This is a genomic window from Xanthomonas sp. LMC-A-07 (assembly GCF_030208825.1).
GTDB classification, from domain to species: Bacteria; Pseudomonadota; Gammaproteobacteria; order Xanthomonadales; family Xanthomonadaceae; genus Xanthomonas; species Xanthomonas campestris.
In genome coordinates this window covers 40,744-58,352 of record NZ_JARVTF010000013.1, presented here as the reverse complement: position 1 = coordinate 58,352, position 17,609 = coordinate 40,744, and the positions used below count along the sequence as shown (strand labels likewise).

The window sequence follows — 17,609 nt, the reverse complement described above, 5'->3', positions numbered from 1 at the left end:
TGTTGATGGTGCTGGCCCTGTCCTGCACGGGTGCGCACGCTGCGCAAGCGGAGCAAGCCAATGTCCAGAACGCGGGGCAACCAGCGCAGTCGCAGCAAACCGCCAGCGCGGCCCCGCGCGAGATGACCCTGGTCACCCTCAACCTGCATCACGACCGCGAAGACTGGCCGGCACGCCGTGCCTATATCGCCAAGGAACTCAAACAGCTGGCGCCGGATGTGATCGCCTTGCAGGAAGTGATCGAACGCCGCGGCAGTGTGGAGAATCAGGCCGCCTGGCTGGCCAGTCGGCTTGGCTACGCGTACACGTTCGCATCGGTCGACCCGCCCGGCGCGCCCAAGCGCTATGGCAACGCGCTGCTGAGCAAGCGCCGCGTGCTGGCCCAGCATCAGCGCCTGCTGCAACCGCTGGACGATTACCGCGTGGCCGCGCATCTGCAGGTTGATATGGATGGCCAGCCGGTCAACGTCTACGTGACGCATCTCAACGAGCGGTCCGATGCGCGCGGTGCGGCGACCCGCACCCGCCAGGTGGCCGACTTGCTGGACTTCATCGCGTCCAACAGCAACCAGGCGCCGGTGGTGATCGCCGGTGATTTCAACACTGCGGCCGATACCCTGGATCTGGAAGCGCTACGCAAGGGCTATGGCGACAGCTATGGCAGCGTGCACCGCAACAGCGATGCAACTGTCAGCACCTTGAACCTGCATGTGTTCGACAAACCCGCGCGCATCGATCACGTGTTCTTCCAGCAGAACCGCCTGCTCGCACGCGAGGCACGCATCCTGTTCGACACCCCGTATGCCGAAGGCCGCTGGGCCTCGGACCATTACGGGGTCTGGGTACGCCTGCAGTTCGCGCCAGAGACGGCTGCCGCCCCGTAGCAGCCCTCGTCGTAGGAGTGCACCTGGGCGCGATCGGGCCGCCCATTCCAGCCGTCAATCGCGCAAGTCACCATCGCGCCCAGGTGGGCTCCTACAACGGCAGGACCGCATCAACTGCTGATGCGGCGACCGCGCTCTCCCAACTCACCCATGCAGCCGCTGAAAAATCTGCACGCCGGCCAGCCACACGCCCGCGCCGCTGCCCAGGTTGGTCAGCAGGAACGTCAGCACCACCCGTGACACACGATTGCGGTACCAGCCGCGCAAGGTCTGTGCATCGTCGCGCAGGGTGAGGAAGTCGCCATAGGCCGGCTTGCGCATATGCACTTCGACCAAGGCGGCGAACGCGCCGGTCGGCACGCTCAGCCGGAACGGCTTGAACGGTGCCACCACCGCGGCGGTGAGAATGCTCAGCGGATGACTGCCGGCCAACAGGCAGCCCAGCGCTGCCAGGCCGCCGGTGTACATCGCCCATTGCAGCAGCAGGTCCGCACCCATCGACATGCCGCCGCGCCAGAACCCGATCCCGATCCCGGCAATGATCACCGTCAGCATGCCCAGCGTGATCCAGGGAATACGCTTGCGCTGCTGCACGTATTCCAGCGACTCGCGTAGCGGGCCGGGCGCATCGGTATCCTGCGCAAGGTGGCGGGCGAGCCCGGCAAGATGGCCGGCGCCGACCACGGCCAGTACCTCGCGCTGGGTGGGGCTGGCTTCTTCGCGCAGCCGCGTGGCCATGTAGCGATCGCGCTCGGCAATCACCGTCTCATAGAGCTCCGGGCTTTCGCTGGCGAAGTCACCGAAGCTGGCCTCCAGCATGTCGCCTTGCTTGAGTTTTTCGATCTCTTCTTCGCCCACTTCGTCAGCGGCGAACAGCCCCGCCAGCAGCCCGCCGGCCAACTTCATCTTGCCGAAGAAGCCCAGCCGCCCGGAGGCGCGTTTGAAGGTCAGGCCCACTTCGCGGTCGATCAGATGCACCGGCAGGCCCTGCGCACGTGCCAGGTTCACCGCTTCCTTCAGCTCCGCACCCGGCTCGATGCCCAACTGCTTGGCCAGGCGCCGTTGATAGGCGGCCAATGCCAGGTTGGCGGCGAACAGCGCCACGCGACCCTTGCGGATCACCTGCACCAGATCCAGGCGAGCGAGGGCATCGGGGTCGCTGAGCGCCTGCAGGCGCTGCGCGTCCAGCTCCACGGCCACCGCGTCGTACCGGCCGCTGCCGATCGCCCGCTGCACCGCTGCCACGCTTGCCAGCGAGACGTGCGCGGTGCCGAGCAGGGTGTAGCGCACACCGTCGCGTTCGACGATGCGGTGCGGCTGGCCGGACAGCGCATCGTCCTGCAGCACGGGGGTGATTTCGGTCATGGGGTCATTCATCGGAAGGAGGGGCGGTGTGACCGGAGCCGAGCGGGCGCTGCATCTGCACTGCGTCCAACCAGCGGCCATGCTTGCGGCCCAGTCCGTTGAAGACTCCGACCGTACGAAACTCAAAACGTTCATGCAGGCGCAGTGATGCCTGGTTGGTGGCATCGCCGATCACGGCAATCATCTGCCGGTAGCCGCGCTGCTCGCAGGAAGCAATCAAGGCGCCAAGCAGCTGCGAGCCGATGCCGCATCCTTGCGCGGCAGCGGCCAGATAAATCGAATTTTCCACCGTCCAGCGGTAGCCGGCGCGTGCGCGGTAGCTGCTTGCATAGGCGTACCCGACCACCGCGCCATCGCGTTCGGCCACCAGATACGGATAACCGGCGTCCACGATGGCGCGCACGCGGCCGCGCATCTGCTCGGCCGACGGCGCGACGTATTCGTAGGTGTTGCACCCGGCGATCTGCTCCGCGTAGATCGCGGTGATCGCCGGGATGTCCGCGTCGCGGACCTCACGCAGCTCGACGGGCATGCGCGGTCAGTCGATGTAACGCTTGAGCAGGTCGCCATACGCGTCGATGCGGCGATCGCGCAGGAACGGCCAGATGCGCCGCACATGCTCGCTGCGCTGCAGGTCCACATCGCACACCAGGATGGTCGGATCCTGCCCGGCTTCGGCAATGAATTCGCCCTGCGGCCCCAGCACGTGGCTATTGCCCCAGAACTGGATGCCTGAGGCGCCGATCGGCGACGGCTCGTGACCGACACGGTTGCACGACAGCACCGGCACGCCGTTGGCCACCGCATGGCCGCGATGGCTCAGCACCCACGCATCGCGCTGGCGTTCCTGTTCGGCCTGCGCATCGTCCGGATCCCAGCCGATTGCGGTGGGGTAGAGCAGTAGTTCAGCGCCAGCCAGCGCCATCAGGCGCGCCGCTTCCGGATACCACTGGTCCCAGCACACCAACACGCCGAGCCGGCCGACCGAGGTATCCACCGGCGTAAAGCCCAGATCGCCCGGGGTGAAGTAGAACTTCTCGTAGAAGCCCGGGTCGTCGGGGATGTGCATCTTGCGGTACTTGCCAAGCAGGCGGCCGTCGGCCTCCAGCACCACGGCAGTGTTGTGGTACAGGCCGGCGGCGCGGCGCTCGAACAACGAGGCCACGATCACCACGCCATGCTGCTTGGCCAGCGCGCCCAGGCGCTCGGTGCTGGGGCCGGGAATCGGCTCGGCCAGATCGAACACATCTACCGATTCGTGCTGGCAGAAATACGCGCCGTTGTGCAGTTCCTGCAGCAGCACCAGCTTGGCGCCCTGTGCGGCGGCTTCGGCCACGCGCGACTCGATGACGGCCAGATTGGCCTCGGCGTCGCCGTGGTTGCGCTCCTGGATCAGCGCGACGGGAAGGAGATGTCGGGTCATGGCTACTCGTCCTGCTAGGTGGCGCACAGGGTAGCGCGCCATGGTGGAACGCCGGCCTGCCGGCCGGAACAATACGGGTCAGGCGGCCAGCAGGCCGGCAGGCAACTGCATGGTCAGACAATGCAGGCTGCCGTTCTGCCAGATCAGCGGGCGGCATGGCACCGGCACGATCTGGTGCTGCGGAAACGCATCGGCCAGCACTGCCTGCGCCGCAGCATCGGCGGCGTCGCCATAGGCCGGCATCAGCACCGCACCGTTGACGATCAGGAAGTTGGCGTACGACGCGGCAAGGCGCCGGCCCTGGTCCAGGATCGGCTCTGCCCACGGCAGCACGAACAGGCGATACGGCTGCCCATCAGCCTTGCGCAGCGCAGCCAGTTCTTCGCCCATTGCCTGCAGCTCGGCGTAATGGGAATCGCTCGGCACATCGCAGCCCTGGTAGACGATCGCATCCGGGCCGGCAAAGCGCGCCAGCGTATCGATATGCGCGTCGGTGTCATCGCCTTCCAGATAGCCGTGTTCCAGCCACAGCACGCGGTCCTGCGTCAGCCAGGTCGCCAGGTCGCTGCTCAGGGAGTCGCGCGAGCGCTGCGGGTGCCGTTCGTGCAGGCACTTCCAGGTGGTCAGCAAGGTGCCGGCGCCATCGGTTTCGATCGCGCCACCTTCCAGCGCAAAGTCGACCGTCTGCACCTCGGCGGGCACGAAGACGCTGGCTGCATCAAGGCTGCTAACCAGTTGATCGTCCAAGCTTGCCTCGAACTTGCCACCCCAGCCGGTAAAGCGGAAATCCATCAGCCGGAAACTGTCGCCATGGCGCAAGGTGATCGGGCCCGAATCGCGCAGCCAGGTGTCGTTGTAGGCGGCAACCACGAAGCGTACCTGCGCCATCTCCACCCGCGCCGAACGCAGCCGGGCTTCGGCATAGATCTGCAGGTCATCGTCGGCCACGCAGATGATCACCGGCTGGAAGCGGGTGATTGCGGTGACCAGGGCAATATAGGTGTCTTCCACCTCGGCCAGGCGCTCGGCCCAGTCGGTGCCGGCATGCGGCCAGGCAATCAGGATGGCGGATTGGGATTCCCATTCCGCAGGAAAACGAACGCTGTCGGTCATGCCGGTCACTTACTCATCTGATGCCTGGGGCAATGCCCCGGCGGTGGGCCATCTCCGCACCCAGGTGCGAAGGCTTGCAGTCCGTTCATGCCGCTTAGGCGGCAGTGCTCGGTGGCTGCACCGGAGCGTTGTACGCCCCGGCTGTGTCAAGCAGCGGGCGGCACGCATGCGCACCGCACCTGATGTTGCGGACGTGTTACTCAGCGGATCGGCGGTTTCGGGCCGATCTCGTCGGCGTCGGCCTGGTTGGCCACCACGTCGATCACCTTGCTCTTTTCGAAATACACCGTGAAGGCGGGATACACCCAGCGATGGATGGTCGGCCATTGACGCTTCTGGCCGCCGCGCGGGTCCAGCTTTTCCTGCGGCGCACCGTAGCGGCCTTCCACCTGGCTCATGCTGTCGCCACGCAAGGGCAGGGCGGCGGCAGGTTTCTGCTGCGCGCGATCAACCAGCAGCGTTTCGGCATAAGCACTGGCACTGATCCCCATCAATGCCATCAGTGACCCTACAAACAGACGGTTGCGCATGTCATCTACTCCCCAGTGGACAAGATTCGAACGGTGATTACAGCAAAAAAGCATCGCAAAAACTGGTGCACGCCCCGGTGAGCGTTGCCGGCCGGGCCTGTCATGCAGGCCGATGCGCGTGGGCGCAGCATCGTGCGGACATCAGCCAAGAAAAAACCGCCCGGAGGCGGCTTTCTCGGGTCTTGCTGCGCAAGGCGTCGGCTTAGCGCTGACGGGCCTTGAAGCGCGGGTTCGACTTGCAGATCACGAAGACCTTGCCGCGGCGGCGGACCACCTTGCAGTCGCGGTGACGGGTCTTCGCAGACTTCAGGGAGGACAGGACTTTCATGGCACACCTCGGCGTAAACGGTTGGATTCGATGGAAGAGTGCCCGCGATCGAGGGTGCACCCAGAATTAAGCCGGCAATTCTAACCGGCTTTTCGTCGTGGTTTCAAGTGGTTGCATCCGAATGGCCGCGAGCGGCGCTACACTACCGCCTGATGACCTTCCGGAAACCTGAATGACCGACCTGTCACCCGTGCTCACCATCGATGGACCCTCCGGCGCCGGCAAGGGAACCGTGAGCCGGATCGTCGCCGCCCGGCTGGGCTGGCATTACCTCGATTCGGGCGCACTTTACCGTGCGGTGGGCGTGGCGGCGAGCTGGGCCGACCTGGATGTGTCCGACCCGGCCGCGCTGGTGCGTTGCACCTTCGACACCAAGGTCGAGTTCGATGAAGCGGGCGAGGCCGGCCTGCGGGTGCTGGTCAACGGCGTGGACGCCACCGGCGAGTTGCGCCTGGAAACCACCGGCGCGCTGGCTTCGGCGATCGCCGCCATCCCGGAGGTGCGCTCGGCCCTGAAGGAGCGCCAGCGCGCGTTCCGCCAGCCGCCGGGCCTGGTCGCCGATGGCCGCGACATGGGCACGGTCATCTTCCCGGATGCCGCATTCAAGGTCTTCCTGACCGCCAGTGCCGAAGAACGTGCGGGCCGTCGCCATAAACAGTTGATGGAAAAGGGTGTTTCGGTTATCTTTGACGACCTGCTGCGCGAGATCATGGCCCGTGATGCCCGTGATGCGCAGCGGGTGGTGGCGCCACTGCGGCCGGCCGAAGACGCCGTGCTGATCGATACCAGCGGGATCGGGATCGAAGATGTCGTCCAGCGTGTGGTGGGGCTGTTGGACTCCCGCACGCTGTAAGTGTTGCAGCCAGCGGGCACGTCCCGCCGACCGTAAGGCGTTCCAAAGGCTCCGTCGCGCATCCCGCGTGGCGGTTCTATTACTTCACAACCGACCCGCGGTGCCGGGGTCAAACAGGCTGGGCGGTACGTATCGGTCGCTAGGCGACGATCAACGCCCGTGTGTTCAACTGAGTAAACTCCAAATGACAGAATCTTTTGCCGAACTGTTCGAAGCCAGCCAAGCCAATCTGGCGAAGCTGAAGCCGGGCTCCATTGTCACCGGTACCGTCGTGGAAGTCCGCGGCGACGTGGTGGTGATCAACGCTGGCCTGAAGTCCGAAGGCATCGTGCCGATCGAGCAGTTCCGTAACGACGCTGGCGAAATCGATGTCGGCGTTGGCGACCAGGTCAAGGTTGCCCTCGACTCCATCGAAAACGGCTTCGGCGAAACCGTGTTGTCGCGCGAGAAGGCCAAGCGCGCGATGGTGTGGGACGAGCTGGAAGAAGCGTTGGAAAAGAACGAAACCATCACCGGCCGCATCAGCGGCAAGGTCAAGGGTGGTTTCACCGTGGACATCAAGGATGTCCGCGCATTCCTGCCTGGTTCGCTGGTGGATGTGCGCCCGGTGCGCGACCCGGCCTACCTGGAAGGCAAGGAACTCGAGTTCAAGCTGATCAAGCTGGACCGCAAGCGCAACAACGTGGTCGTGTCCCGCCGTGCAGTGGTCGAGAGCGAGCACTCGGAAGAGCGCGAGCAGCTGATGGACAAGCTGCAGGAAGGCGCGATCCTGAAGGGTGTCGTCAAGAACCTGACCGATTACGGCGCGTTCGTGGACCTGGGCGGTATCGACGGCCTGCTGCACATCACCGACATGGCCTGGAAGCGCGTGCGCCATCCGTCCGAAGTCGTCAACGTCGGCGACGAGCTGGACGTGCGCGTGCTGAAGTTCGATCGCGAGCGTAACCGCGTCAGCCTCGGCCTGAAGCAGCTGGGCGAAGATCCGTGGGACAACATCGCACGTCGTTACCCGGCCAACAGCCGCGTGTTCGGCAAGGTCTCCAACGTCACCGATTACGGCGCATTCGTCGAGATCGAGCCGGGCGTCGAAGGTCTGGTGCACGTCTCCGAGATGGATTGGACCAACAAGAACGTCAACCCGTCCAAGGTTGTGCAGGTCGGTGACGAAGTCGAAGTGATGGTGCTGGATGTCGACGAGGAGCGTCGCCGCATCTCGCTGGGCATGAAGCAGGTTGCCGCCAATCCGTGGGAAACCTTCGCTGCCACCCACAAGAAGAACGACAAGGTGTCCGGTCAGATCAAGTCGATCACCGACTTCGGCATCTTCATCGGTCTGGACGGCGGCATCGACGGCCTGGTCCACCTGTCCGACATCAGCTGGAACACCACTGGCGAAGATGTCGTGCGCAACTACAAGAAGGGCGACACGCTGGAAGCCGTTGTGCTGGCAGTCGATCCGGAACGTGAGCGCATCAGTCTGGGCGTCAAGCAGCTGGAGCAGGATCCGTTCGGCCAGTACATGGCGTCCAACCCGAAGGGTTCGAAGGTCGAAGGCGTGGTGCGTGAAGTGGATGCCAAGGGCGCCACGATCGACTTGGCCGATGGCATCGAAGGCTACGTCGCTGCACGCGACATCGCCAACGAGCGTGTGGACGATGCGACCCAGCACCTGAAGGTCGGCGACAAGATCGAAGCCAAGTTCGTGGGCATGGACCGCAAGGGCCGCACCCTGCAGCTGTCGATCAAGGCCAAGGACGATGCCGAAATGCGCGAAGTGCTGGAGGAATACCAGTCCGCGTCGGGCGGCACGACTCAGCTGGGTGCGCTGCTGCGCGCGCAGTTGAACAGCAACAAGTCCGAGTAAGCGCGTAGCGCTCTATCTGAGAGCGTGATGGATCGGCCCGGGCTTGCCCGGGCCGATTCCGATGTGTCAGTCGAAAAAAGCAAGTCTTCCCATGACCAAGTCCGAATTGATCGAAATCCTGGCGCGACGCCAAGCGCATCTGAAGTCGGACGATGTGGATCTGGCGGTTAAGTCGCTGCTGGAAATGATGGGGCAGGCCTTGTCCGATGGTGATCGGATCGAAATCCGCGGGTTTGGCAGCTTCTCGCTGCATTACCGCCCGCCACGCCTGGGCCGCAACCCGAAGACCGGTGAATCGGTCGCGCTGCCTGGCAAGCATGTTCCGCATTTCAAACCCGGCAAGGAGCTGCGCGAGCGCGTGAGCTCGGTGGTGCCGGTCGACATGGTGGATGCAGCGGACTGAGTCCGTGCTGCTGCGTTGATGTCCGCTCGGTTAAGCTAGGCGCCTTCCCGACGGAGTTCCGCCATGAAGGTGTTTCGCTTGCTGGTGATGTTGGCCTTCCTGCTGGTTGGTCTGATCATTGGCGCGGTCAATTCCCAGGACGTCACGCTCGACTTCCTGTTCTCCAGTGTGCACACGACCTCCGGGATCGCGATCATCGTCGCGCTGCTGGTCGGTGTGTTGATCGGCGCCGGCATGGTGCTGGTCAGTGTGGTCATTCCCCTCTATTCCAAGCTGCGCCAGGCCAACAAGGCTGCCGCGGTCAGTCGTGCCGACGCCAGGCCAGTTGCTCCTGTCGCCGTCGAGCCGCGCCCGCTTGATGGACTGTAAGTACGTATGGACTTCCTGACCGAATGGTTCTGGTTCTTCCTGTTTCTGCCGATCGCCGCGCTTGGCGGCTGGATCGTTGGCCGGCGCGGTGGCCAGCGCCACGGCGACACCCAGGTCAGCCGTCTGTCCAGCACCTACTTCCGTGGCCTGAACTATCTGCTCAACGAGCAGCCGGACAAGGCCATCGAACTGTTTCTGCATATCGCCGAACTGGACAAGGAAACCTTCGAAACTCAGGTCGCGTTGGGGCATCTGTTCCGCCGCCGCGGTGAAGTCGACCGCGCGATCCGCCTTCACCAAGGCCTGGTGCAGCGCGCCGATCTGACCGACCAGCAGCGTGTCCAGGCGTTGCTGGCACTGGGCGAGGACTACATGAAATCCGGCCTGCTGGATCGCGCCGAAACCGTGTTCACCGAGCTGGCGCAGCTGGACCAGCGCGCGCCGCAGGCGTTGCGGCACCTGATCGGCATCTACCAGGCCGAGCGTGACTGGGAAAAGGCGATCGACAACGCGACTCGCTACGAAGAAGTCACCGGCGAGCCGATGGGCAAGCTGATCTCGCAGTTCGAATGTGAGCTGGCCGATCGCTACCGCGGCCTGAGCAAACCGGACGACGCGCTGCAGGCCATCGCACGCGCCTATCAGGCCGACGGCACCTCGGTGCGCGCCGGCATTCTGGAAGGCCGGATCGAAGCCGAGCGCGGTCATGACGAGGCGGCTGTCCGCGCGTTCGAGCGTGCCGCGCGGCACGATCCGGAATACTTGCCGGAAATCATTCCCGCACTGATGGCGGCCTACCGCCGGGTGGGCGACATCGCCGGCGCGCGCAATTTCCTGTCGGAGATGACCGAGCACTATCGCGGCATCGCGCCGGTGCTGGCCCTGACCCAGTTGATGGAGGCGCAGGACGGCGTAGCGCCGGCCCTGGCGTATCTGGGCCGTCAGCTCAAGGATCGCCCCTCGGTACGCGGCGAGTCTGCCTTGATCGATCTGACGCTCGCCGAAGGCAGCGACCCGGTCGGCACGTTGCAGGATCTCAAGCACATCACCGACCAATTGCTGGTGCGCAATCCTAGCTATCGCTGCACCCGCTGCGGGTTCGGCGCCAAGACCCATCACTGGCAATGCCCCAGCTGCAAGGAATGGGGAACCGTCAAGCCGCTGCTGAACTACGCGGTGGTCTAGTGCCGCCGCTCTGGCTGTGGTGCGCGCTGCATCTGCTGATCGCAGCGCTGGGAACCTGGGGGCTGCGGCGCTATGCGTTGCACCGGCGCTTGCTCGACCATCCCGGTGAGCGGCGCAGCCATACCGTGGCTACCCCGCGCGGTGGTGGCATGGCCATTGTCGCTGCGCTCCTGATGGGCTGCCTGGTCGCCTCATTTATCTGGCCCATCGCGCGCCTGTCGATTGCCTGGTTCGCTGCAGGCTTACTCCTGGTTGCGGGCGTGGGCTGGTGGGACGACCACCGGCCGCTCTCGGCCACACTGCGCTTTGCGATCCATGCCCTCGCATCGGTGTCGCTTGGCCTGCTGGTGGTACGCCATACGGGGCAACCGCTGGATGGGATCCTCACGGCGTTGGCGTCGGTGGTGCTGATCAATGTCTGGAATTTCATGGATGGCATCAACGGGCTGGCTTCCAGCCAGGCCGCACTCGCGGGTGCCGCGTTCGCGCTTGTCGTCCCAGGCAACCTTTCGTGGGCTGGATGGGCACTGACAGCGGCATGTCTTGGATTTCTCCCATTCAACTTTCCGCGCGCGCGCATCTTCCTGGGCGATGGCGGCAGCGGGGCACTCGGTCATGTGCTGGCCGGGCTCCTCGCCTTGTCAGTGGGAGCGGGGCAGGTGAGTTGGTGGATCGTGTGGTTTCCGTTGACTGCATTTCTTGTCGACGCGGGCTTCACGCTGCTGTCTCGCATGCTTTCCGGACAGCGCTGGTGGGAGCCTCACGCCTCGCACGTCTATCAACGCCTGGCACGATTGCTGACCAATCATGTGCCGGTGACCACGGTTTACTTCGCTTTCAGTCTCATCGCTGTTTGCTTGTTTGTCATAATTCGTACCGATTCGCGCGGGTGGCTCATGGCTGATGCGGTGGCATGGGGCATCGGCGCAACGGCGATCTGGCAACTTCTGCGCCATGGATTGCGCAATTCTTGAGTAATGGACTTTTATGATTTCCTGGCGTGATCGTTTGACCAAGTCGCTTCCACAGATCGCTGTGGTCGTCCATGACCTGCTGATGGTCTGGGTCTGTTGGCAACTGCTGCACGCGGGTCGCTACTCCATGCTGCGCGACGCGCCAGACCTGCCACTGTGGGATTGGCGTACGGCGGTGGTCTTGGTCGCGCAGGGGTTGGTGTTCTGGCGGATGGGTCTGTATCGCGGCCTCTGGCGCTTTGCCTCGGTGCCGGATCTGTGGAACATCTTCAAGTCCAGTTTTCTCGGCCTGGTCGCGATCGTGCTGGCATTGTCGTACGACCGCCTCGATGGCGTGCCGCTCTCGGTATTGGTGGTCTATCCGTTTGCACTGTCGGCGTTGCTCGGCACGCCGCGGTTGCTCTACCGCGCCTGGAAGGATTACCAAATTGCCCACTCCGGCGATGCCGCGCAGCGGGTGCTGATCCTTGGGGCAGGGCGTGCGGCCGAGGGCCTGGTGCGTGACCTGCGCCGTAGCGGCACGTTCGTCCCGGTCGGGTTTCTGGACGATGCAACGAACTTGCACGGCGCCAAGATCCAGGGCCTGAATGTGCTGGGTAATCTGGATCAGGCCGCGGCGATCGCCAAGGAAACCGCGGCCAAGCTCCTCGTCATCGCGATTCCATCGTTGGATGCATCCGGCATGCAGCGGGTGGTGGCCATCTGCGAAAGCACCGGTCTGCCGTTCCGGATGGTGCCCAAGCTGATCAACGTGCTGGAGGGCCGGTCGCTGCCAGGCGAGTTGAAGGAAGTGGCGATCGAGGACCTGCTCAACCGCAAGCCGGTCACGCCGGACTGGCGCCTGATCCGCGACTGGCTCACCAATAAGACCGTGATGGTGACCGGCGCCGGCGGTTCGATCGGCTCAGAAGTCTGCCGGCAGTGCGCGCGTCATGGCGCGCGCCGCATCGTGCTGCTGGAAATCGATGAGCTGGCGCTGCTGACCATCGATTCGGACCTACGCCGGTTGTTCACCGATATCGAAGTGGTGCGTGTGCTTGGCGACTGCGGCGACCCGGCAGTGGTGGCGCATGCCTTACGCACGGCTACGCCCGATGCCGTATTCCATGCGGCCGCCTACAAGCAGGTGCCGCTGCTCGAAGAGCAGCTGCGCGAAGCGGTGCGCAACAACGTGCTGGCAACCGAGAACGTGGCGCGTGCCTGCCAGCGGGCGCGGATCGAAACGTTTGTGTTCATCTCCACAGACAAGGCGGTCGAGCCGGTCAACGTGCTCGGCGCGAGCAAGCGCTATGCGGAGATGATCTGCCAGAGTCTTGACGCGCGTGATGCGCCGACGCGCTTCATCACCGTGCGCTTCGGCAACGTGCTGGATTCGGCCGGCAGCGTAGTGCCGTTGTTCCGTGAACAGATCCGGCAGGGCGGCCCGGTCACGGTGACGCATCCGGATGTGACGCGTTACTTCATGACCATTCCCGAAGCCTGCCAGCTGGTGGTCCAGGCCGCAGCATCTGCGTCGCACGGTGCAATCTACACGCTGGACATGGGCGAGCCAGTGCCGATCCGGCTCCTGGCCGAGCAGATGATTCGCCTGGCAGGCAAGCAGCCGGGCAAGGACATCGCCATTCTCTACACCGGTCTGCGCCCGGGCGAAAAATTGCACGAGACCTTGTTCTACTCTGACGAGGACTACCGCCCCACCGCGCATCCCAAGATCCTGGAAGCCGGTGTACGCGAGTTCTCGCACGAGCAGGTGTTGCAACTGGTGACGCGCCTGCGCGAGGCGGTTAACCGCTATGACATCAACGCAATGGAGACTGTGCTGGGCAGTCTGATGCCGGATTTTGCGGCTGCTCGACGGAAAGTCGACGCGCGATCTGATACGGTCGTTCCATTCCCCGCACGTGAGGTCAGAAGACTTTAATGAGCAAGCGTATTCGCAAGGCCGTATTCCCCGTCGCAGGTCTTGGGACCCGCTTTCTTCCGGCAACCAAGACGGTGCCGAAGGAAATGCTGCCGATCATCGATAAACCGCTTATCCAGTACGCCGTGGACGAAGCCATCCAGGCCGGTTGCGATACGCTGATCTTCGTCACCAATCGCTACAAGCACTCGATCGCCGACTACTTCGACAAGGCCTATGAGCTGGAGCAGAAGCTCGAGCGTGCAGGCAAGCTCGAGCAGTTGGAGCTGGTGCGCCATGCACTCCCCGAAGGCGTCCGCGCCATTTTTGTGACGCAGGCCGAAGCGCTCGGCCTGGGCCACGCGGTGCTGTGTGCCAAGGCCGTGGTCGGAGACGAACCGTTCGCAGTGCTGCTGCCCGACGACCTGATGTGGAACCGCGGCGATGCTGCGCTGACCCAGATGGCCGATGTGGCAGAAGCCTCCGGCGGCAGCGTGATCGCCGTGGAAGATGTGCCGCACGACAAGACGGCCAGTTATGGCATCGTGTCCACCGATGCGTTCGACGGCCGCAAGGGCCGCATCAATGCCATCGTCGAAAAGCCCAAGCCGGAAGTGGCGCCGAGCAATCTGGCAGTCGTCGGTCGTTACGTGCTCAGCCCGAAGATCTTCGAGTACCTGGAGTCCACGGGCGCCGGTGCAGGTGGCGAGATCCAGCTCACCGATGCGATCGCCGAGCTGCTCAAGCAGGAACAGGTCGACGCGTTCCGTTTCGAGGGCCGTCGCTTCGATTGCGGCGCGCACATCGGTTTGATCGAGGCCACGGTGCACTTTGCACTCGAGCACGACAAGCATGGCGCACCGGCCAAGGAAATCATTCGCAGCGCCTTGGCTGCGGCTGACGCACGCGGCTGAGTGTTCGGCTAGCAGTGTTGCAACGAACGGCGCCATTGGGCGCCGTTCGTCGTTTTGGGTCCGCGCGTTAGCGAAGAGTGGTGCCATGCTTGAGATCGCTGCCATCCATACCGCCGTCACATGCGCAAGCACGTGCAGGCCAGCGGCCGCCACGTGCCGCTAGAATCCTTGGCATGAGCCAGCCTGCGGAATCCAGTGAACTGATCAATGTGGTGACCCTGCTGGGCGCTGCAGTGGTCGCCATCCCGCTGTTCCGACGGCTGGGCCTTGGCTCGGTGCTCGGCTATCTGGCCGCCGGCTTGGCGATCGGGCCGTTCGGGCTTGGCCTGTTCGATGACCCGCAGGCGATCCTGCATGTGGCCGAACTGGGTGTGGTGATGTTCCTGTTCGTGATCGGGCTGGAGATGCGGCCCTCGCATCTGTGGAGCTTGCGCTCTGAAATCTTTGGCTTGGGCACGGTGCAGATCTGCGTGTGCGCGCTGGTCTTGACCGGCATCGGCATCCTGCTCGGCTTTACGCCGCCGGTTGCCTTCGTGGCCGCGTCCGGTTTCGTACTGACCTCCACCGCAGTGGTGATGCAGTTGCTTGCCGAGCGCGGCGACGTGGCGCTGCCATCGGGGCAGAAGATCGTGGCGATCCTGCTGTTCGAGGACCTGCTGATCGTGCCGCTGCTGGCGATCGTGGCCTGGATGGGCGCCAGTGGCGACCCGCAAGCCGCTTCGCAGCGTTGGCAGGGCATTGGCATTGGTCTGGCCTGCATCGTTGGATTGCTGGTGGCCGGGCGCTGGTTGCTCAATCCCTTGTTCCGCATCCTGGCCGCCAGCAAGGCACGCGAGGTGATGACCGCTGCCGCGCTGCTGGTGGTGCTGGGCGCCGCGCTCTTGATGCAGGTTGGCGGGTTGTCGATGGCGATGGGCGCGTTCCTGGCCGGTGTGCTGTTGTCTGAATCCACCTTCCGCCATCAGATCGAAGCCGACATCGAACCGTTCCGCGGCATCCTGCTGGGTCTGTTCTTTCTGGGGGTCGGCATGAGCCTGGATCTGCGCGTGGTCGCGGCGGACTGGCGCTTGATCCTGGTCGGCGTGCTGGCGTTGATGGTGGGCAAGGCGGTGTGCATCTACGCGGTGGCGCGCCTGATGCGCAGCGATCATCGGCAGGCGCTGGATCGCGGCGTGCTGATGGCGCAGGGCGGCGAGTTTGCGTTCGTATTGTTCGCGGCGGCGTCCGCATCCGGTGTCATCGATGCCCAGGTCAATGCCAGCCTTACCGCGATCGTGGTGTTGTCGATGGCACTGACGCCGTTGTTCGTGCTGTTGCAGCGGCGCCTGACGCCGGCAGCGGCGGTGTCGCTGGATGGCGTGGAGGAAGCCAGCGGCCAGACCGGCAGCGTGTTGGTGATCGGGTTCGGGCGCTTCGGTCAGGTGGCCAGCCAGTCGCTGCTGGCGCGCGATGTGGACGTGACCATCATCGACAACGACATTGAGATGATTCAGAGCGCGGAGGAATTCGGGTTCAAGATCTACTACGGCGACGGCACCCGGTTGGATGTGCTGCATGCCTCCGGTGCAAATACCGCGCGTGCGATTGCGGTGTGCGTTGACAACCGCGAGGCGGCCAATCGCATCGTCGAATTGGCAACGCGTGAGTTCCCGCACGCGAAACTGCTGGTGCGTTCCTTTGATCGCGAACACGCTTTGGAGTTGATTGCTGCTGGCGTGGACTACCAGATCCGTGAAACCTTCGAGTCGGCGGTCGCGTTCGGCGAAGTGGCCCTGGTCGAACTGGGCGTGGACGAGGATGAGGCCCGCACGATTGCGCGCGAGATCCGGCGCCGCGATGCCGAGCGCCTGGAGCTGGAAATTGCCGCGGGCAATGTGCGCGCCGGGGCAGGGCTGATGTACGGCAACATCATGCCGACCGTGCCCAAGCCCACGCCCTTTACCCCGCCCAAGCGCGAGAGCCGCACGCTCAATCGCGATGCGCTGCCGCAGGAGTTGCGCGAAGAAACGGCTGAGCGGGACTAAACGCAGCGGTCAAATCACCGCGTAACTGGCAGGCGGGCGCGGCCGGTGCTCGGGATCTGCAGTTGCCCCGGGATCTGCATTTGCCCGAGGCACTTAGGTTTCTTCGCACCCGCCTTGACGATTGCTCGCGACGTTTCGTCGGCCGCTCTAAGGTGATTAGAACGGCCAGCATCAACGTGCCGGCCGTCATCGCAGGCTCAGCCGTGCTTGCGCTGCGCCGCTGCGAAGGCTTCCAGCTGTTCCGGTGTCGCTTCCTGTTGGTGCTGCTGTTTCCACTGCGCAAATGGCATGCCGTACACCGCTTCGCGGGCCTGCTCCTTGCTCATGGGTTGACCTTGCGCTTCGGCAGCTTCGCGGTACCAGTCGCCCAGGCAGTTGCGGCAGAAGCCGGCAAGAATCATCAGGTCGATGTTCTGCACGTCGGTGCGGTCCTGGTTGAGATGCTGCAGCAGGCGGCGGAACGCGGCGGCTTCGATCGAAGTGGTGTCGGTCATGGCGGAATCGGGGACAATAGACGGCCTTCGACTCTACACCTGACGCCCCATGACCGCTCCCGCGCCAGCTGCCCTCGCTCCGGCCCGCCTCCTCGATGGTCGCCACATTGCCGAGGAATTGCTCGACGGTCTGAAGCTGCGCGTGGATGCGCGCTTGGCGGCGGGCAAGACCCGGCCCGGGCTGGCGGTGGTGCTGGTGGGCGGCGATCCGGCCTCGTCGGTGTATGTGCGCAACAAGCGCCGCGCGGCCGAAAAAGTGGGCATCGAGGCCTTCGACTACGATCTGCCGCAAGGCACCACCGAAGCCGAGCTGGCCGCGTTGATCGACCAGCTCAACACCGATCCCAAGATCCACGGCATCCTGATCCAGTTGCCACTGCCGGGCATTCCCGATGCCAACCGGCTGATCCAGCGCATCGACCCGCGCAAGGATGTGGACGGCTTTCATCCGCAGAACGTCGGGCATCTGGCGCTGCGCGAATTCGGTTTGCGGCCGTGTACCCCGCGCGGCATCGTGACCTTGCTGGCGCATACCGACCAGCCGGTGCGCGGGCGCAACGCCACCATCGTCGGGGTGAGTAACCATGTGGGCCGGCCGATGGGCCTGGAGCTGCTGATTGCCGGATGCACGGTGACCAGCTGCCACAAGTTCACCCCGCCGGATGTGCTGGAAGCCAGCGTGCGCAACGCCGACATCCTGGTGGTGGCGGTGGGCCGGCCGGGGCTGATTCCGGGCGAATGGGTCAAGCCTGGCGCGGTGGTCATCGACGTGGGCATCAACCGCCTGGACGATGGACGCCTGGTCGGCGATGTGGGGTTCGAGGCCGCGGCGCAGCGCGCTGGCTGGATCACCCCGGTGCCGGGCGGGGTAGGGCCGATGACGGTGGCCACGCTGATGCAGAACACGCTCGAGGCGGCCGATGCGGCTGGTTGAGCCGTTCGTGTAACGCAGCATTGCGGCGGCACTCAGCTGCCGCAGTGTCTTC

Annotated in this window: 18 protein-coding genes; 11 read left to right on the top strand and 7 right to left on the bottom strand. The window is 64.4% G+C overall.

All coding sequences use genetic code 11. The annotated features are described in order from the left end of the window. Positions 1-2: 2 nt before the first annotated feature. Positions 3-884, top strand: a complete 882-nt coding sequence (locus tag QRM89_RS14215; protein WP_285448374.1) for an endonuclease/exonuclease/phosphatase family protein — start codon at positions 3-5, stop codon at positions 882-884. 144 nt (positions 885-1,028) lie between these two features. On the opposite strand, the gene QRM89_RS14210 is transcribed toward QRM89_RS14215, so the two are convergent. The 6 genes from QRM89_RS14210 to ykgO all read right to left on the bottom strand — a co-directional run bounded on the left by QRM89_RS14210 (position 1,029) and on the right by ykgO (position 5,643). Next, entirely contained in the window at positions 1,029-2,249 is a 1,221-nt protein-coding gene (locus QRM89_RS14210; protein WP_172973817.1) for a TraB/GumN family protein, read from the bottom strand. A gap of 4 nt (positions 2,250-2,253) precedes the next feature. Continuing rightward, positions 2,254-2,781: a GNAT family N-acetyltransferase gene (locus tag QRM89_RS14205; protein WP_285448303.1), complete on the bottom strand. Its 528-nt coding sequence runs from the start codon at positions 2,779-2,781 to the stop codon at positions 2,254-2,256. 6 nt (positions 2,782-2,787) lie between these two features. Then, positions 2,788-3,672 carry a carbon-nitrogen hydrolase gene (locus QRM89_RS14200; RefSeq protein ID WP_011037344.1) on the bottom strand — a complete coding sequence of 295 codons (885 nt, stop codon included), beginning with the start codon at positions 3,670-3,672 and terminating at the stop codon, positions 2,788-2,790. A 78-nt stretch (positions 3,673-3,750) separates the two neighbouring features. Further along, positions 3,751-4,785, bottom strand: a complete 1,035-nt coding sequence (locus QRM89_RS14195) for an agmatine deiminase family protein (protein ID WP_228424660.1) — start codon at positions 4,783-4,785, stop codon at positions 3,751-3,753. Positions 4,786-4,985: 200 nt separating this feature from the next. Further along, positions 4,986-5,315: a hypothetical protein gene (locus tag QRM89_RS14190; RefSeq protein WP_040941246.1), complete on the bottom strand. Its 330-nt coding sequence runs from the start codon at positions 5,313-5,315 to the stop codon at positions 4,986-4,988. A 202-nt stretch (positions 5,316-5,517) separates the two neighbouring features. Further along, entirely contained in the window at positions 5,518-5,643 is a 126-nt protein-coding gene (ykgO, locus tag QRM89_RS14185) for a type B 50S ribosomal protein L36 (protein WP_005913193.1), read from the bottom strand. 172 nt (positions 5,644-5,815) lie between these two features. On the opposite strand from ykgO, the gene cmk reads away from it, so the two are divergent. The 9 genes from cmk to QRM89_RS14140 all read left to right on the top strand — a co-directional run bounded on the left by cmk (position 5,816) and on the right by QRM89_RS14140 (position 16,129). Next, positions 5,816-6,496 carry a (d)CMP kinase gene (cmk, locus tag QRM89_RS14180; RefSeq protein ID WP_285448302.1) on the top strand — a complete coding sequence of 227 codons (681 nt, stop codon included), beginning with the start codon at positions 5,816-5,818 and terminating at the stop codon, positions 6,494-6,496. 184 nt (positions 6,497-6,680) lie between these two features. Beyond that, complete coding sequence (gene rpsA / locus QRM89_RS14175; protein WP_011037340.1) at positions 6,681-8,360, top strand: 30S ribosomal protein S1; 1,680 nt, start codon at positions 6,681-6,683, stop codon at positions 8,358-8,360. A 91-nt stretch (positions 8,361-8,451) separates the two neighbouring features. Then, the gene (locus QRM89_RS14170; RefSeq protein ID WP_011037339.1) at positions 8,452-8,763 is read left to right on the top strand and encodes an integration host factor subunit beta; all 312 of its coding nucleotides are present in this window, start codon (positions 8,452-8,454) and stop codon (positions 8,761-8,763) included. A gap of 63 nt (positions 8,764-8,826) precedes the next feature. Next, positions 8,827-9,132, top strand: a complete 306-nt coding sequence (locus QRM89_RS14165) for a LapA family protein (protein WP_012438205.1) — start codon at positions 8,827-8,829, stop codon at positions 9,130-9,132. 6 nt (positions 9,133-9,138) lie between these two features. Then, positions 9,139-10,317: a lipopolysaccharide assembly protein LapB gene (gene lapB / locus QRM89_RS14160; protein WP_011037337.1), complete on the top strand. Its 1,179-nt coding sequence runs from the start codon at positions 9,139-9,141 to the stop codon at positions 10,315-10,317. Then, entirely contained in the window at positions 10,275-11,291 is a 1,017-nt protein-coding gene (locus tag QRM89_RS14155; RefSeq protein WP_285448373.1) for a glycosyltransferase family 4 protein, read from the top strand. The genes lapB and QRM89_RS14155 overlap by 43 nt, the downstream gene beginning before the upstream one ends. A gap of 13 nt (positions 11,292-11,304) precedes the next feature. Continuing rightward, on the top strand, positions 11,305-13,212 hold the full coding sequence (locus QRM89_RS14150; protein ID WP_285448301.1) for a nucleoside-diphosphate sugar epimerase/dehydratase: 1,908 nt from the start codon (positions 11,305-11,307) through the stop codon (positions 13,210-13,212). Further along, on the top strand, positions 13,212-14,105 hold the full coding sequence (gene galU / locus QRM89_RS14145) for a UTP--glucose-1-phosphate uridylyltransferase GalU (protein WP_043921783.1): 894 nt from the start codon (positions 13,212-13,214) through the stop codon (positions 14,103-14,105). Before QRM89_RS14150 ends, galU begins: the two co-directional genes overlap by 1 nt. 173 nt (positions 14,106-14,278) lie before the next feature. Continuing rightward, on the top strand, positions 14,279-16,129 hold the full coding sequence (locus QRM89_RS14140; protein ID WP_115573054.1) for a monovalent cation:proton antiporter-2 (CPA2) family protein: 1,851 nt from the start codon (positions 14,279-14,281) through the stop codon (positions 16,127-16,129). Positions 16,130-16,326: 197 nt separating this feature from the next. Here the strand turns inward: QRM89_RS14140 and QRM89_RS14135 are convergent, their stop codons facing one another. Then, a complete protein-coding gene (locus QRM89_RS14135) occupies positions 16,327-16,623 on the bottom strand; it encodes a DUF1244 domain-containing protein (protein ID WP_014507889.1) in 297 nt (98 codons plus the stop codon). Positions 16,624-16,672: 49 nt separating this feature from the next. On the opposite strand from QRM89_RS14135, the gene folD reads away from it, so the two are divergent. Further along, positions 16,673-17,557 (top strand): bifunctional methylenetetrahydrofolate dehydrogenase/methenyltetrahydrofolate cyclohydrolase FolD, encoded by an 885-nt coding sequence (folD, locus tag QRM89_RS14130; protein ID WP_228424663.1) that lies wholly within the window; start codon positions 16,673-16,675, stop codon positions 17,555-17,557. The last annotated feature ends 52 nt before the right edge of the window (positions 17,558-17,609 follow it).

What these genes read in the sequence shown, in the direction of transcription:
- QRM89_RS14200 (WP_011037344.1), bottom strand. Translation starts at nt 3,672, where the DNA reads ATGACCCGACATCTCCTTCCCGTCGCGCTGATCCAGGAGCGCAACCAC.
- QRM89_RS14150 (WP_285448301.1), top strand. Translation starts at nt 11,305, where the DNA reads ATGATTTCCTGGCGTGATCGTTTGACCAAGTCGCTTCCACAGATCGCT.
- lapB (WP_011037337.1), top strand. Translation starts at nt 9,139, where the DNA reads ATGGACTTCCTGACCGAATGGTTCTGGTTCTTCCTGTTTCTGCCGATC.
- cmk (WP_285448302.1), top strand. Translation starts at nt 5,816, where the DNA reads ATGACCGACCTGTCACCCGTGCTCACCATCGATGGACCCTCCGGCGCC.
- QRM89_RS14205 (WP_285448303.1), bottom strand. Translation starts at nt 2,781, where the DNA reads ATGCCCGTCGAGCTGCGTGAGGTCCGCGACGCGGACATCCCGGCGATC.
- galU (WP_043921783.1), top strand. Translation starts at nt 13,212, where the DNA reads ATGAGCAAGCGTATTCGCAAGGCCGTATTCCCCGTCGCAGGTCTTGGG.
- QRM89_RS14140 (WP_115573054.1), top strand. Translation starts at nt 14,279, where the DNA reads ATGAGCCAGCCTGCGGAATCCAGTGAACTGATCAATGTGGTGACCCTG.
- QRM89_RS14195 (WP_228424660.1), bottom strand. Translation starts at nt 4,785, where the DNA reads ATGACCGACAGCGTTCGTTTTCCTGCGGAATGGGAATCCCAATCCGCC.
- QRM89_RS14165 (WP_012438205.1), top strand. Translation starts at nt 8,827, where the DNA reads ATGAAGGTGTTTCGCTTGCTGGTGATGTTGGCCTTCCTGCTGGTTGGT.
- rpsA (WP_011037340.1), top strand. Translation starts at nt 6,681, where the DNA reads ATGACAGAATCTTTTGCCGAACTGTTCGAAGCCAGCCAAGCCAATCTG.
- QRM89_RS14170 (WP_011037339.1), top strand. Translation starts at nt 8,452, where the DNA reads ATGACCAAGTCCGAATTGATCGAAATCCTGGCGCGACGCCAAGCGCAT.
- QRM89_RS14155 (WP_285448373.1), top strand. Translation starts at nt 10,275, where the DNA reads ATGGGGAACCGTCAAGCCGCTGCTGAACTACGCGGTGGTCTAGTGCCG.
- QRM89_RS14135 (WP_014507889.1), bottom strand. Translation starts at nt 16,623, where the DNA reads ATGACCGACACCACTTCGATCGAAGCCGCCGCGTTCCGCCGCCTGCTG.
- QRM89_RS14190 (WP_040941246.1), bottom strand. Translation starts at nt 5,315, where the DNA reads ATGCGCAACCGTCTGTTTGTAGGGTCACTGATGGCATTGATGGGGATC.
- folD (WP_228424663.1), top strand. Translation starts at nt 16,673, where the DNA reads ATGACCGCTCCCGCGCCAGCTGCCCTCGCTCCGGCCCGCCTCCTCGAT.
- ykgO (WP_005913193.1), bottom strand. Translation starts at nt 5,643, where the DNA reads ATGAAAGTCCTGTCCTCCCTGAAGTCTGCGAAGACCCGTCACCGCGAC.
- QRM89_RS14210 (WP_172973817.1), bottom strand. Translation starts at nt 2,249, where the DNA reads ATGACCGAAATCACCCCCGTGCTGCAGGACGATGCGCTGTCCGGCCAG.